Below are 13647 nucleotides of genomic sequence, written 5' to 3' on the forward strand. Positions count from 1 at the left end.
TGACCGTCATCAGTTCGCTTCGGCATAGATAATCATAGATGAATACCCACGCGCGTCTTATCCTGATTTTATTAGTATCATTTATTAAATTTAAAGCTGCCGCACGAACCCCGCCTGCAGCCGATGCAGCGGCGGTGGCACGTGCGAATGCGGAGCAGCAGCAACAGTTCCCGCAGCAGCACGCAGCCGAACAGCGCGCGGCGACTGTGGCTGCATCGCGCGTGCGCTCCGACGTGCCCGCAAGGAAGGCTGGCCCACGCTCCCGACGAACAGCGCTGTTTCGCGATCCAGACCTTCACGTCACAGGCGGCACGGTCATCGCGAACAACGCGGTGAGCATCTCCGCCACGGACATCCGCAACATGAACGTGGCGGCGGCGAACTCCGCGACCGGCGGCCCGCTCGGGGCAAACCAGACGCTGACGGCGCAGCAGGCGAACGCGCCGCAGACGGTCGCGGACAGCACGGGCTCGCTGCACATTACCCTGCCGAAGAACGGCCTGCATCCGTACAACACCGCACCGAACGCGCCGTATCTAGTGGAAACCGATCCGCGCTTCACGAGCTATACGAAGTTCATCAGCAGCGATTACATGCCGGGCGGCCCCGGGGCCTGAATCCGCAGAACGTCGAAAAGCGTCTCGGCGACGGGCTCTACGAGAAACAGCTCGTCCAGAACCAGATTATGCAGTTCACGGGCCTCGTCCACCTGCAGGGCTACAGCAGCAACCTCGACGAATATACAGCGCTGATGACGGCGGGCGTAAACTCGGTGCAGCAATTTGGCCTGGGAGTGAAGTTTGCCGGGTTATACGACGATCAGGGCAATACAAAACGGGGCATGTCCAACGCAGAACAGACAACGCATGAGGTCTAGGCCGCCATCGTTCAGGTACTGAAATGAAAAAAATATACGGATTGCTACTGAGTTGCTTCATTGGCCCGATCTTAATTTCTGGGTGCTGTCCCAACGGATGCTTCGTCCCGCACGGTTATGCGTATGAACGGGCCATTTCCTCTCCTGCCACTCACTCCGATTTTTGGGAAAAACTGGGCGTGAGCGAGGAACAGAAACAGAAGGACTGGGTTGCTAGCGGAGGGAAAAGAAACGGGCTTTTTAGCGCGCCATTCAACCGGCAGTCCGATGGAGACTCTGCCGTGTTTCTTGCTAGAGCAGACAGAAAACTCCAGCGCTGCCTGATCGGAAAAGGCTATCGGTTTACGGGTCAGTGTATCGATGATATGGAGAAAACTGAGCCAGCTTGCGGTGCGCCGTAAAAGAGTGCTTTGGCGGCGTCCTGAAAAATGGTGTTGCCGCCGCAGGTCTGGAATGCGCTAGCTGCCATCCTTCAGGTGCTGAAATGAAAAGAATTTGCGGGAAACTACTGAGTTGTTTTATTGCCTCGATTTCAATTTCCGGGTGCTGTACTTATGGATGCTTCGTCCCTCACGGTGAAGCATATGAAAGAGTCATTTCCCCTTCTACCTCTCGCTCCGATTCCTGGGGAAAATCGGGTGCGAGCGAGGAACAGAAACGGAAAGACTGGATTGCTTGCGGAGGTAAAAAAAACGGACTTTTTATCCCGCCTTTTGACCGGAAGTCCGGTGAAGATCCTACTGTATCTTATATTAGATCAAGCAGAGAATTCCAAGGTTGCCTTACTGGAAAAGGTTATCGTTTTGCAGGAGAGTGCATCGGAAACATGTCGAAATTCTATCCAGTTTGTGGTGCGAAATAAATGATAAAAAAATATCTTCTTTCGGGTTTTCTTGCCGGGGCTGGATTGATTGCCAGCGGTTGCATCATTTTGGATGGGGCGCCGACCGGAGAAGAGTATGAACGAAGCATTTCCCCTTCTACCTCTCGCTCCGATTCATGGCGAAAACCGGGCGCGAGCGAGGAACAGAAACGGAAAGACTGGATTGCTTGTGGAGGTAAAAAAACGGACTTTTTACCGCGCCTTTTGACCGGAAGTCTGGTGAAGATCCTGCTGTATCTTACATTAGATCAAGCAGGGAATTCCAAGGTTGCCTGACTGGAAAAGGTTATCGTTTTACTGGAGAGTGCATCGGAAACATGTCGAAATTCTATCCAGTTTGTGGTGCGCAATAAATGACAAAAAATATATCTCCGTTCGGGTTGTCTTGTCGGGGCTGGGCTGATTACTGGAAGTTGCATTATTTTGGATGGGGCGCCACCAGTTCGGCGCGAACCTCTCTACGCCAAATTTTAGAAAAAACCTCGCGGGTTACGCAGACCCAGGACAGCCACTGCAGGCAGACGCATTCGGGCCTGATGACAAGTGGTTTGAGTGTGACCATCGGCGCCAGTCGATGTCGGTCCAGCAGCAGGTCAGCCAGGTCACGAACAATTGCAGTGTGGTGGGTTCCGCCAATAGCGACCTGAATGTCGCCGCAGGCGACGATCTACACCTCACCGGCAGCGTCCGGCACGCCGGCCAGGACGTAAGCATGGCCGGCAAGGCGGTCACGATTGATTCGGCTTACGACACGTTCTCGCAGGCCAACCAGCAAAAAGCGCACTCTTGCCGCCGAACGACTTTCGAGTGTGCGACTACGAACTGGCGTACCCCCTTGGGGACATAGCAGAGGAAGATCCATCCTGGAACGCATGTCCTTGTTGTGGTACGGAGTTTGGATACGAAGATCGCACGCTGGTAAGGGCCGGGAGAAAAAGAGAACAATGGACAACTGCGGGTTGCTCGTGGTTTGCAGTAGTCGATTTCCTATGCATCAATGCAAGGCGCGGCCTGATCGAAGCCCCCCATAGGAAAGACCTTTCGGCGCGCGGAGATTTTCGCTTGATAAGGGAAATGTTGACGCAGAGCATTAATCTTGATCAATCAGACGCGAAAATTTTATGAGACGTGCTGTACTTCAACGTCAACGAGACTTCAAAATTGGACGAGATTTTCGAACGTTCCAATCTGAATTCGTGGGAAGCCCTGAGAGTCAACCTTGACACCACTTTCATCATCGAATTGAAGCGCCTTTACGAGACGAGTTGAATCAGAACACACAACAACATCAAGCCATTTCGATCTACCGCCCTACCGTTCACCGAATTACAGATCAAGAGCAATGAAAATCCGAAAGAGGCTGGCGGCTCTGCCGCTCATAGCCCTGGTATCTCTCGCACACTCGCAGCAGCCCCCACCCGATGTCGCGGCGGCCGCACGCACGAACGCCGAACAGCAACAACAGGTCGAGCAGCGACGCGAAGCGCAGCAGCGCGCCGCGACCGTCGCAGCACCCGTTGTGCGCTCGGCTGCGCCATTAGCAGGAGAATGGGCCGTCCTGCCGGTCGAAACGCCGTGTTTCCGCATCGACACGTTTTCGGTCGAGGTGCCGGACACGCTGCCCGAGGTTACACGCGTCAAAGGTGCCTCTGCCCTGCCGATGGACCCGTTCGCATTCCTGCATGACTGGCTGCGCCACTACGAGGGCCAATGCGTGGGCAAGCAGGGGCTCGACATGCTGACCAAGGGCCTGCAAGGCGTGATCCTGAGTCACGGCTACGTCACGACGCGCGTTCTGCTACCTGCACAGGACCTGTCGAACGGGACGATGAAATTCGCCCTTATCCCGGGCGTAATCCGCAACCTCAAGTTTGCCGATGCGGATACGCGTGGGACATGGAAAACGGCGTTTCCAGCGCGTGACGGTGACGTGCTTCAGTTGCGCGACCTTGAGCAAGGTCTGGAGCAAATGAAGCGTGTCCCGAACCAGGACGCGACCATGGAGATCGTGCCCGGTGCAGTCCCGGGCGAAAGCGACGTGGTGATCACCGCCAAGCGCTCCAAGCCCTGGTCGCTCGTAGTCTCCGCAGATAACTCAGGCACGGACGAGACGGGCCGCTATATCGGCAATGTGACGCTTGGCCTGTATAACTTGCTCGGCCTCAATGACGTGCTCTCGGGCGGCTTCAACCAGGATTTGCAGTTCGGCAATCACGACCTCGGCACGCACGGCTGGAACGCCTCGTACTCGGTGCCGTGGGGTTACTGGACCAGCACGCTGTACGGCTACACGAACACGTATTACCAGCAGGTCGCGGGCGTCAACCAGACCTTCGTATCGAGCGGCAACGCGCAGACGGCGGGCCTGAAACTGGAGCGGGTCATTCACCGCGGCCAGAGCGATGCAACGGGCGTCGAGTTCCAGCTTGTCAAACGCTTCGGCACGAGCTTCATCGAGGACACCGAAATTCCGCAGCAGCATCGCAATAACACGTTCATTGAGGCAGGACTGACGAACCGGCATTACTTTGGCGCGGCTCAGTTCGACGGCGCGCTCGCGTACCGCCAGGGTATCGGAGCGCTCGGCGCGTTTTCCGATACATCGAATGGACCAACGTACTACTTTCGCGTGACAACGCTCGATGCCAACCTCTCCGTACCGTTCAAGGTGGCCGGTCAGTCGTTTCGTTACGTCGGCACATTGCACGGGCAGTTCACCAACGACGAGCTCAACTACATCGACGACCTGACGATCGGTAGCCGCTATACGGTGCGCGGCTTCAGCGGTCAGACGATGCTCGCGGCCGAAAAGGGCTTCTACTGGCGCAATGAACTGCAGTATCCGCTCGGGCAAACCGGGCAGGTTCTCTACGCGGGCATCGACTACGGCCACCTGTGGGGACCGTCCACCGCGTTTCTCGCTGGTACGCAACTCGCGGGTGCAGCCGTCGGCCTGAAGGGCTCGGTGCAGAGTCGGCCCGGAGCGTACAGCTATGACGTATTCGCCGGTACGCCGATCTACGCACCGACGGGCTTTCCCGCTTCGAGCGTGACGCTCGGTTTTCAGGTCACTGGGCAGTTCTAGCTATCGCATTGTTGATTGTTGTTTTATCGAAAAGGAGAAGGATGAATATGGCAAGCATGTATGGCGTTTCCGTGCTCGCAGCGGCCGCCGTTGCATTGGCCGGCTGCGCAACGGAGTCATCGCAATCGCTTCCGGTACAGCCGGTGAGCGTTTCCCGAACCCCCTACGCAGGCCAGCGCATCGAGATGGCGGTGGGCAAGTTCGACAACCGGTCGAGCTATATGCGAGGAATTTTCTCGGACGGAGTTGACCGACTCGGCGGACAGGCAAAAACCATTCTGGTCACTGCCCTGCAGCAGAGCGGCCGCTTCAACGTTCTCGATCGGGACAATCTCGACGAAATCCGCCAGGAAGCCGGCTTCATGAAGAAGGGGCAGGCAATCAAGGGCTCGAACTATATCGTCACCGGCGATGTGACCGAGTTCGGCCGCAAGGAAGTAGGCGACCAGCAACTATTCGGCATTCTCGGCAGCGGCAAGAGTCAGGTGGCCTATGCAAAGGTAAGTCTCAATGTGGTCGATACCACGACCTCGGAAGTCGTCGCGTCGAGCCAGGGAGCCGGCGAGTACAGCCTGTCGAACCGCGAAATCATCGGCTTTGGGGGTACTGCCAGCTACGACTCCACCCTGAATGGCAAAGTGCTTAATCTCGCGATCCAGGAGGCGGTGAATCATCTGTCCGAGCAGGTCGACCAGGGCGCGCTCAAGGCAGCACGCTAAGCGCGCATCGCGGGCCCATCACAGGGGCTTTCTCGCGAAGTACACCACATCTACGGAATTCACAATGAAACAAACAGACCTGATGCGCGGCATGAGCCTGCCAGCAGTGGCGGTCGCGATTCTCTTCGCGGGATGCGCGGTCAAGAGCCCACCGCCGCTTTACCAGTGGAACGGCTACGAGCCAGCGGTCTACGACTACCTCAAGGGCGGCAAGGACCCGCAGCAGCAGATCGATGCGCTTGAAAAAGCCCTGCAGGAAATCCGCGCCAAGGGCGCCACGCCACCGCCAGGCTTTTATGCGCAATTGGGCATGTTGTACGCGAGTGTTGGCAAGGACGGACAGGCCATGGAGAATTTCGATACCGAGAAGCATCTGTTTCCCGAGTCCTCGACCTACATGGATTTCCTGATGAAGAAAAAAACGAAACAGCCTTAAGGGAGCCGTCATGTCCAGAATCTTTTCTTTCAAACTTTGGTTTGCCTTTTCGACATTCGCGCTGTTGGCGGCGTGTGCGCAGCCTGTCAGGCACGTCGATTACACGGCCTTCAGGAACAGCCGTCCGCATTCGATCCTGGTGCTCCCGCCGGAGAATGAAACGACCTCCGTACAGGCGACGAACAGCATGCTCTCGCAGATGACGATGCCGCTCGCCGAAGCAGGCTATTACGTGGTGCCGGTGGCGGTGATGGATGAGACATTCCGGCAGAACGGCTTGACTGTCCCGGCAGACATTCAGGCAACCACACCCGCAAAGCTTCGCGAAATCTTCGGTGCCGACGCCGTGCTGTATTCGAAGATCACGCAATTCGGAACCACGTACCAGGTGGTCGATAGTGCGACTGTCGTCACGGCGTCGGCAAGACTGGTGGACCTGAAAACCGGCGATGTGCTGTGGCAGGGCAGAGCAACTGCCAACAGCAACGAGGGGAATAACTACGGCGGTGGGAGCTTGATCGGCATGCTCGTAACCGCGGCGGTCAAGCAGATTGCGAACTCGGTCACGGACAAGAGCCACGATATTGCTGCTGCGACGAGCTATAGGCTTCTGCACGCGGGGCCGCCGAATGGTCTGCTGTATGGGCCGAGATCGCCGAAATACGGCACAGATTGACCGTGCCGGTTGTCACGCGCGATGCTCCATGCGGCGAGTAGCGCGTCTGGCGGGTTCGTAATTGTCGGCCCCCTCGTTGGGATTCACGATTCCGGAAAGCCGCAGCCGTCGAAGCTCACCGCTCATCGCGATGAGTTTCTCCCCGGAGACCACCCGATTACCCGTAGGCGTCTTGCTGAAAATCGTGACGGTCAGCGTGCCGGTCATATCGCTCGAAAGAAAGTGAGCGTCGCTGTCGTTGAACGAGGTCGAAGCCGAGCCGATATTGAAAAGTAACGCGAGACGCTGGCGCTCTCAAACCCTCTTCATGCGTTCCCAGCCGTGGCGCACGGCGGCCTTGAATCTTTCCCAGCCGTTTTCCGCGTAGCGCGACTCCCAATCTTCGCGAGCGCTCGGCTCAACCCCTTGCCAGTCGTGTCCGCGATACCGTTCGTCCATGCCCAGCGTTGCACCGTGCTCGTAGGCTGCGCAATATTCTTCGTAGGACATGCCGGAGTCCGCGTAATTTGCGTCATAGTCTTTGCTGACTTCCGTCTCGCAGGATGTGTCGTCGACGGGGGTGCCCATGAAGGGATCGCCCACCAGGCCTCTCGCCGATGTCTGCTGCGCTTTGGCTGGGCTCCCGGTTCTTGCAGGCTCAGTCGCCGCGCGCGTCGTGAGCTGCTGCATGCCGCTGACGACGGTTGGCACTGCAGATGAAAATGCCGTATGCCGTGCTTCGGATCCCGACTCGGGCGATGTCTCGTGCAGGTTTTCGGGCGCTCGAGCCGTACTCCGGGAGGGTGCCGTGACTGACGAGGCGTTGCGCCAGGCGCTGCTGCGTTCCTCGATGTCCGCTGCACCCGCGCTGCGCATTACTTCGCGCGCCAGGTTCACTTGCATTTCGGAAACGTCCGCGCTGACGACGGATCCGCCACGGCGGATGAACTCCCGATAATCTTCGGTCTCGGGCGGATACGCGCCCTGTGTGAAGAGCCGCGCGAACAAGCGTTCTAGTTGATCGAATACCGGCGTATGTTGTCCCACATCGCTCGCACCGGTTGCATACACACGCGGCCCTTTTTCCACCGGGGCCTCGACAGACATCGAGTAAATGGCTATATCGGCTTGTGCGACGCCTGCGTCGCCTAGCGCCCTTTGCGCGGAACGTGCGCTCCCATAGCTGTCGTAGACGCCCAATACGGTTTGCCTCATGACTGTCTCCCTTCGCTGTCGACGGGCGGCGGTGCCGCCGCGTACGAGGCGTGGGCGCAACGGTCATGCCCGATTGCGGGAACAGGCGATTCGGGCGATCCGGCACCCCGGGGAAAGCGTTCGGATTCACCGGGTCCGTCATGGACCCGCTCGCGCATCTTGCGTGTGGGAGGCGCAATGCGTTCGCGAGGCAAAAAAATACCCGCACAAGGCGGGCAAGAGGATTGAGGAGACACAAAGAGAGCACGCGGGGCACTCTCGATGCAACTGTAGCGTTTATCGCGGCGCCCTACACCTATCAGAACGGGGAGGGCGGACGAAATATCGACGTGGGCGGCAACGCAAGGCGGAAATGCGGCGGATCGCGTGGCAATTGATTGGGAATACGGAGATCATTGCGCGCCAGACTCAGTGCGACGACACATAAATCGCATCTGCAAACGGCTCCGGAAGGGCAAAGCTTGTGCGCATCCGCTTCGTTTCCGCCGCGGGCGTCAGGCCAAAGAGTCTTTTGAACTCCCTGCTGAACTGGGACGCACTCGTGTAGCCCACCGCGAAGCTCGCCGCCTCCGCGGTCAGGTCCTGGCGGACCATCAACAGGCGGGCCTGATGCAAACGCGTTGACTTCACATACTGCATCGGCGAAACCTGGGTGATTGCCTTGAAGTGGCTATGAAAGCTCGGAACGCTCATTCCCGCTTCCTGTGCCAACTGCATCACGTCCAGCGGTTGCGCGTAGCCGGCGTGGATAAGGCGTAGCGATCTGCCAATTCGGCCGAACTGACCTCGCATCGCCAAAGCCTCGCGCATCGAGCTGCCTTGTGCGCCCGTGAGCACCCGGAAATAGAGTTCACGCAGCAGGCACGGGCCCAATACTGCGGCTTCGATGGGCCGATGCATCGCCTCGAGCAAGCGCAGAAACGAGACCTGCATCGCCTCATCCATCGGCGTCGACATCATGCTCTGAGGCGCCTGCACGCGCTCCGTTACGCCTTCGCGATCGATCTGTACCGCCAGTTCGGCCGCCAACGTGAAATCGAGGTGCAGGTAGAGCGCAAGCAACGGACGCGCCTCGGTTGCGTCGGTTTCCATGCTGAACGGAACAGGCACGGACACAGCCAGATAGTGATGTTCGTCGTACAGGTAGAGATGGTCGCCGAAGTAGCCTCGCTTGCGCCCCTGACAAACGATCACGATGCCGGGGTCGTAGAGCACCGGCGTGCGTGACAGCGGCCGGTTCGAACGCAGGATACGGACGCCCGGCAGCGCGGTGAGGTTGTAGCCCTCCTCGGGCGCCAACGCGCGAAGCAACGCAATGATGCGATTGCGGCTTCGCGACGTGAGGCCAGGATAGTGGGTAGAGGTCCGCTTCGTGCTCATAGTTTTAGGCAAGAAAATTAGCAGAATCAGGCTTTGTTTAGCCCCGTCCTCAGACTAGTATGCACTCACCTGGCAACGTTCGGGAGAAGCTTCAATGGAGTCCAGCAAAATTCTGCTCATCACTGGCGTGAGCAGCGGCTTTGGCCGCGCGCTTGCGCAAGAGGCGCTGGCCGCAGGTCACAAAGTCGTCGGTACCGTGAGAAGTGCCGAGGCGAAGCGCGAGTTCGAGTCTCTTTCTGCGAAAGCCGCATTCGCACGTGTGCTCGATGTGACCGACTTCGATGCGATCGACGGCGTCGTCGAAGAAATCGAGGCGAGCGTCGGGCCGGTTGACGTGTTGGTCAATAATGCCGGCTACGGGCACGAAGGCGTCATGGAAGAATCGCCCCTGGCCGAAATGCGCAAACAGTTCGACGTCAACGTGTTTGGCGCTGTCGCCATGATGAAGGCGGTTCTGCCATTCATGCGTGCGCGCAGACGTGGGCACATTTTGAACATCACGTCGATGGGCGGCTATATCACCATGCCGGGAATCACTTACTACTGCGGTAGCAAGTTCGCACTGGAGGGTATCTCCGAGGCGCTTGGCAAAGAGGTCGAAGCTTTCGGTGTCGCCGTGACAGCCGTCGCGCCTGGCTCGTTCCGCACCGACTGGGCCGGTCGCTCGATGCGACGAACGCCCCGTTCGATCCCGGATTACGACACGATTTTCGACCCCGTGCGCAAGGCGCGCGAGGAGAAAAGCGGCAAACAATTGGGCGATCCCCGGAAGGCGGCGCGCGCGATGCTTGCCGCAATTGCCGCGGAGTATCCGCCCGCGCATCTATTGCTCGGTAGCGATGCACTCGGGCTCGTGAGGGACAAGCTGTCGATGCTGGAAGTCGAAATCCGCGCCTGGGAGAGCGTGACGGTCTCGACGGACGGCTGAGGATCGCGGGCGCATCGAGGTTTCTCACCCGGCCTGAAGCCGCTGGCACGCCGTTGCGAACCAATGATCGACCAGGCGCTGTGCCGCCTGTAGATCCTCCGGGTAGTATGGGTCGTTCCATGCTTGCGAAGCATCACGCGCCGGGATGATTTCGGCGGTGCAAACGCCCCCGGCATGTGCAGATTTGCCTGGATCACTTTACCGGCCCGTTGGGGGTCAGGATCGGTGGTTCAATCCCGCCCGTATCCACCGCGAAGCCGCCCCAGGGGCCCGAACCGACACTCGGGCCGATGTCACCCGGCGGGCTGTAGTCGCTGCTGACCGGTATCGCGGCCGGTGAACCGCGAGAACCGGCCCCCGTCCCAATGACGCCTGGCGGGCCGTAGCCGGTATCGGAGGTAGCCGTCGCCGAAGCGTTTGTGTTGCCGTTCGCGCCCGATACGCCCGGTTGGCTGTAAGTTGCCGGCGCGGCGCGCGCTATGGCGTTTGCGCCTGGCGCGCTCCGGGGTACTACCGCGACCACGTTCTGCCTCATGCGCAACCGGGCGAACGTGCTTCCCAGGGCGCTGGCGGAAGCGACGCCAGGGCCACCTGCACTCGCGTTACCACCGCCGGCGGCGCTTCCACCTGCGCTACTACCAGTGCCTGAGCTGCCTGCGCCGGAACTGCCTGCGCCGGAACTGCCTGCGCCGGAACTGCCTGCGCCGGAACTGCCTGCGCCAGAACTGCCTGCGCCAGAGCTACCTGCGCCAGAACTGCCGGCACCGTGGCCGCCTCCTCCAGAGCCCGCCCCAGTGCCACCCGAACCGGCACTGCTGCCACCTGAACCGGCACCGCTGCTACCCGAACCGGCGCCGGAGCCACCGGAGCCGGAACCGCTGCCCCCCGAGCCCGCACCGTTGCCGCCTGACCCGGCACCATTGCCTCCGGCGCCCGCACCCACACCGGCGCCCGCACCTACACCGGCGCCCGCACCCACACCGGCGCCCGCACCCACGCCGGCACCCGCACCCGCCCCGGCGCCGACACCCGCCCCGGCACCGACACCCGCCCCGGCACCGACACCCGCCCCGGCGCCGACACCCGCCCCGGCGCCGACACCTGCACCGGCGCCGACACCTGCACCGACGCCCGCGCCATTGCCACCTACACCCGCTCCGACGCCCGCACCGTGGCTACCATTGCCGTTGCCGTTGCCGTTGCCGTTGCCGTTGCCGTTGCCGTTGCCGTTGCCGTTGCCGTTGCCGTTGCCGTTGCCGTTGCCGTTGCCGCCCGCACCCGCACCCGCACCCGCACCCGCACCCGCACCCGCACCCGCACCCGCACCCGCACCCGCACCCGCACCCGCACCCGCCCCGTGGCCACCGCCGTTGCCGCCTGCGCCCCCACCGTGGCCGCCACCACCGCCATTGCCGCCCGCCGCTGCATAAGCCGCACCGGACAGCGCGAAAACTGCCACCCATATCGCCGTGTGTTTCGTCGCTCGGTTCATCGTCCGCCCCTTTCCTCGTACAAACCGCTTCGAAAGTGCGCCGGTGCAGCGCCCAATTTCTGCGCGTATGCCAACAGCCGCCTCGCGCATACGATGTGCCACGATGAGCAGGGGAATCGATTCTATTGAGGATAACTATGAACAACGCTACGCATCGCCCGATGCAGCCGGATGATCCCGGCGTTCCTTTGTACGGTTGGGCGTTTTCGCCGACGGCATTTTGAGAAATCGCCACCGGCAAAAGTCTCCACACGTCACGTACGGATCCGGCAGCACGTCACGCGTGGGGTTCAAGTCGAGAGCCGGACTTGAACAAGAGCCTTTATCACCCGCCGGGAAAGCATGATCCGTGCGCAGATCATCGGTACAGGCGTCCCGATCGGCGTCAGGGTTTTCCGCTCTGCGCAAATTCCCGGATGCGCGCGGCCAGCGCGGGTATGCCAGCATTGCGGGCCGCGTAGTGAGAAATCTGGCGTGTGGCCAGATCGACGGTCACCTGATCGTCGGGCGCCTTGGTATAGGGTCCGTCGACGGCAGCGTGATATTCGATGCGCAACTGGGCGTCGTTCGCAACGATGCGCAAATAGCCGTAATTCTGGTCGTCGTAGTTTTCGATGACTACGGCATCGGTGTCCTTCGAGGCGGCCTGGATCAACTGCGGTGCCCGAAGCGGCGGCTGCCCGTTGCTGGTCAGCCGCTGGATACCGTGTCCACCGTTACCGCACACGATGTACGGAATGTGGGTTCCGTCCGGACGTGTGCGTGTAAAGCGCTGATAGTTGTGCGCATGTCCCGCAAGATCGGCATGGGGCCATACGCCCACCTCTTCGCAGATCGCGTCGATCTGCTGCTGCATCTCGATACTCCAGCCGTGACGTCCGCGAGCGACATACGGCGGATGATGATGCGCGAACAGGAGTGCGCCCCCGTAGCCTTCCTTTTTCACCCGCTTCAACGCCGCCTTGAGAAACTTCAGCTGGCTGTTGCCGATGTCGCTGTTCGAAATCACGCCAGGATCTTCGAGCGTATTGCTATACAACGCGATGATGCGCACAAACGGCGCTTCGAACGTAAAGAAGACGCCAGGTTGAATTTGCGCCGTACGTGAAAGGTTGCCCGCATCGGGAGAGACCTGAAAGCAGTCGGAGCAGAAGTTTCGCAGAAACGCCTGCAAACTCTTTTCGTGCTGCAATGGCGAGATCATCCCGTCATGATTGCCGGCGACGGCGAGAATCGGTGCGTGGTAGTCGCGATAGGGTTCATAGAACTGGTCGTAGTAGTACTGCGCTTCGCCAAAGCTATAGACGATGTCGCCCAGCAGAAAATTGAATTGCGGCACTTCGGCAGGATCGGTTTCGTCGAAGTCGCTGACCATCTTGTCGGCGACTTCGTTCTGCGTTTTCGGGCCGCGAGTACTACCGCAATCGCCCGTCGAGTGAAAAACGATCTGCCCGTTCGTGTTGATCTGGTCGAGGATCGTCTGATCGTTGCTGATCACGTCCGCGAGTGTCAGGCGGGGCTCGACGCCGCCACGCGGCGCTGGAAACGCAAGGGCCTTGAGTTTGTGCTCGCGGTTGAGTTCGTCGATCATCCGGTAGGCCGCTACGTCGGAGGCATGCCTGACGATGAAGGTTTGCGGATCGGGCGTAGGCTGCGGCTGCGAGAAGACCGGGGCGGCGAGAACGCGGCCGCTGCCACTGCTGGTCGGCGTTCGAACCGGGCGCTTCTTTGGCATGTTCTATTTCCTCCACTCGTGGATACAAAGCGGGACCGCGCCTGACGGGCATGGTCCCCTGCCGAATGCTCCGGGTGAGACGGCGGCTTGCGGGAGAGGTTCAGTCGGAGTCGTTGCAGGTCGTAACAGGCGATTTTTTTCTCCGTTTATACTCACTGTCGCCTGAATGGCTCACGTCCAGGTCCCACGCTGCACGCCGAAAAAAACCACGACATCAGTCGACAACACGGCACGCGATTCAC

14 protein-coding genes and 1 pseudogene are annotated in these 13647 nt (G+C 60.0%); 10 read left to right on the forward strand and 5 right to left on the reverse strand.

The features are described 5' to 3' along the window. The first annotated feature begins 38 nt into the window (after positions 1 to 38). From BHE01S_RS40005 to BHE01S_RS30035, 8 genes are all read left to right on the forward strand, one after another. A complete protein-coding gene (locus BHE01S_RS40005) occupies positions 39 to 617 on the forward strand; it encodes a hypothetical protein (RefSeq protein WP_157025721.1) in 579 nt (192 codons plus the stop codon). Between the two features lie 68 nt (positions 618 to 685). Continuing rightward, positions 686 to 877: a hypothetical protein gene (locus tag BHE01S_RS40010; protein ID WP_042270436.1), complete on the forward strand. Its 192-nt coding sequence runs from the start codon at positions 686 to 688 to the stop codon at positions 875 to 877. An 862-nt stretch (positions 878 to 1739) separates the two neighbouring features. Beyond that, a complete protein-coding gene (locus BHE01S_RS38125; RefSeq protein ID WP_157025723.1) occupies positions 1740 to 2036 on the forward strand; it encodes a hypothetical protein in 297 nt (98 codons plus the stop codon). Positions 2037 to 2334: 298 nt separating this feature from the next. Then, positions 2335 to 2607 carry a hemagglutinin repeat-containing protein gene (locus BHE01S_RS30015; RefSeq protein ID WP_042270438.1) on the forward strand — a complete coding sequence of 91 codons (273 nt, stop codon included), beginning with the start codon at positions 2335 to 2337 and terminating at the stop codon, positions 2605 to 2607. Positions 2608 to 3102: 495 nt separating this feature from the next. Beyond that, positions 3103 to 4845: a ShlB/FhaC/HecB family hemolysin secretion/activation protein gene (locus BHE01S_RS30020; RefSeq protein WP_042270440.1), complete on the forward strand. Its 1743-nt coding sequence runs from the start codon at positions 3103 to 3105 to the stop codon at positions 4843 to 4845. A gap of 47 nt (positions 4846 to 4892) precedes the next feature. Continuing rightward, the gene (locus BHE01S_RS30025) at positions 4893 to 5564 is read left to right on the forward strand and encodes a CsgG/HfaB family protein (RefSeq protein ID WP_407669570.1); all 672 of its coding nucleotides are present in this window, start codon (positions 4893 to 4895) and stop codon (positions 5562 to 5564) included. A gap of 64 nt (positions 5565 to 5628) precedes the next feature. Further along, a complete protein-coding gene (locus BHE01S_RS30030) occupies positions 5629 to 6000 on the forward strand; it encodes a DUF4810 domain-containing protein (protein WP_245639897.1) in 372 nt (123 codons plus the stop codon). A gap of 10 nt (positions 6001 to 6010) precedes the next feature. Beyond that, positions 6011 to 6676: a DUF799 domain-containing protein gene (locus BHE01S_RS30035; protein WP_042270444.1), complete on the forward strand. Its 666-nt coding sequence runs from the start codon at positions 6011 to 6013 to the stop codon at positions 6674 to 6676. Between the two features lie 12 nt (positions 6677 to 6688). Here BHE01S_RS30035 and BHE01S_RS30040 read toward each other — a convergent pair whose 3' ends face one another. From BHE01S_RS30040 to BHE01S_RS30050, 3 genes are all read right to left on the reverse strand, one after another. Beyond that, positions 6689 to 6940 carry a flagellar basal body L-ring protein FlgH gene (locus BHE01S_RS30040; protein ID WP_084069372.1) on the reverse strand — a complete coding sequence of 84 codons (252 nt, stop codon included), beginning with the start codon at positions 6938 to 6940 and terminating at the stop codon, positions 6689 to 6691. Between the two features lie 30 nt (positions 6941 to 6970). Beyond that, entirely contained in the window at positions 6971 to 7870 is a 900-nt protein-coding gene (locus tag BHE01S_RS30045; protein WP_042270445.1) for a hypothetical protein, read from the reverse strand. A gap of 408 nt (positions 7871 to 8278) precedes the next feature. Beyond that, positions 8279 to 9250, reverse strand: a complete 972-nt coding sequence (locus BHE01S_RS30050; protein ID WP_042270447.1) for an AraC family transcriptional regulator — start codon at positions 9248 to 9250, stop codon at positions 8279 to 8281. A gap of 94 nt (positions 9251 to 9344) precedes the next feature. Here BHE01S_RS30050 and BHE01S_RS30055 point away from each other — a divergent pair, with 94 nt between their 5' ends. After that, complete coding sequence (locus BHE01S_RS30055) at positions 9345 to 10178, forward strand: oxidoreductase (protein ID WP_042270449.1); 834 nt, start codon at positions 9345 to 9347, stop codon at positions 10176 to 10178. Between the two features lie 24 nt (positions 10179 to 10202). Here BHE01S_RS30055 and BHE01S_RS39335 read toward each other — a convergent pair. Continuing rightward, positions 10203 to 10298, reverse strand: a pseudogene (locus tag BHE01S_RS39335) (DUF4148 domain-containing protein); the annotation flags it as partial. Positions 10299 to 11349: 1051 nt separating this feature from the next. On the opposite strand from BHE01S_RS39335, the gene BHE01S_RS38725 reads away from it, so the two are divergent. Then, positions 11350 to 11799 carry a hypothetical protein gene (locus BHE01S_RS38725; RefSeq protein WP_157025728.1) on the forward strand — a complete coding sequence of 150 codons (450 nt, stop codon included), beginning with the start codon at positions 11350 to 11352 and terminating at the stop codon, positions 11797 to 11799. 256 nt (positions 11800 to 12055) lie between these two features. On the opposite strand, the gene BHE01S_RS30075 is transcribed toward BHE01S_RS38725, so the two are convergent. Continuing rightward, positions 12056 to 13405, reverse strand: a complete 1350-nt coding sequence (locus BHE01S_RS30075) for a metallophosphoesterase family protein (RefSeq protein WP_042270451.1) — start codon at positions 13403 to 13405, stop codon at positions 12056 to 12058. Positions 13406 to 13647: the final 242 nt, after the last annotated feature.

The sequence above is a fragment of the Paraburkholderia heleia NBRC 101817 genome (genome assembly GCF_000739775.1).
Taxonomy (GTDB): Bacteria; Pseudomonadota; Gammaproteobacteria; order Burkholderiales; family Burkholderiaceae; genus Paraburkholderia; species Paraburkholderia heleia.

Coding starts and splice junctions, on each gene's coding strand:
- BHE01S_RS30055 (WP_042270449.1), top strand. CDS start 9,345: ATGGAGTCCAGCAAAATTCTGCTCATCACTGGCGTGAGCAGCGGCTTT.
- BHE01S_RS30020 (WP_042270440.1), top strand. CDS start 3,103: ATGAAAATCCGAAAGAGGCTGGCGGCTCTGCCGCTCATAGCCCTGGTA.
- BHE01S_RS40010 (WP_042270436.1), top strand. CDS start 686: ATGCAGTTCACGGGCCTCGTCCACCTGCAGGGCTACAGCAGCAACCTC.
- BHE01S_RS30025 (WP_407669570.1), top strand. CDS start 4,893: ATGGCAAGCATGTATGGCGTTTCCGTGCTCGCAGCGGCCGCCGTTGCA.
- BHE01S_RS30050 (WP_042270447.1), bottom strand. CDS start 9,250: ATGAGCACGAAGCGGACCTCTACCCACTATCCTGGCCTCACGTCGCGA.
- BHE01S_RS40005 (WP_157025721.1), top strand. CDS start 39: ATGAATACCCACGCGCGTCTTATCCTGATTTTATTAGTATCATTTATT.
- BHE01S_RS30045 (WP_042270445.1), bottom strand. CDS start 7,870: ATGAGGCAAACCGTATTGGGCGTCTACGACAGCTATGGGAGCGCACGT.
- BHE01S_RS38125 (WP_157025723.1), top strand. CDS start 1,740: ATGATAAAAAAATATCTTCTTTCGGGTTTTCTTGCCGGGGCTGGATTG.
- BHE01S_RS30015 (WP_042270438.1), top strand. CDS start 2,335: ATGTCGGTCCAGCAGCAGGTCAGCCAGGTCACGAACAATTGCAGTGTG.
- BHE01S_RS30075 (WP_042270451.1), bottom strand. CDS start 13,405: ATGCCAAAGAAGCGCCCGGTTCGAACGCCGACCAGCAGTGGCAGCGGC.
- BHE01S_RS30030 (WP_245639897.1), top strand. CDS start 5,629: ATGAAACAAACAGACCTGATGCGCGGCATGAGCCTGCCAGCAGTGGCG.
- BHE01S_RS30035 (WP_042270444.1), top strand. CDS start 6,011: ATGTCCAGAATCTTTTCTTTCAAACTTTGGTTTGCCTTTTCGACATTC.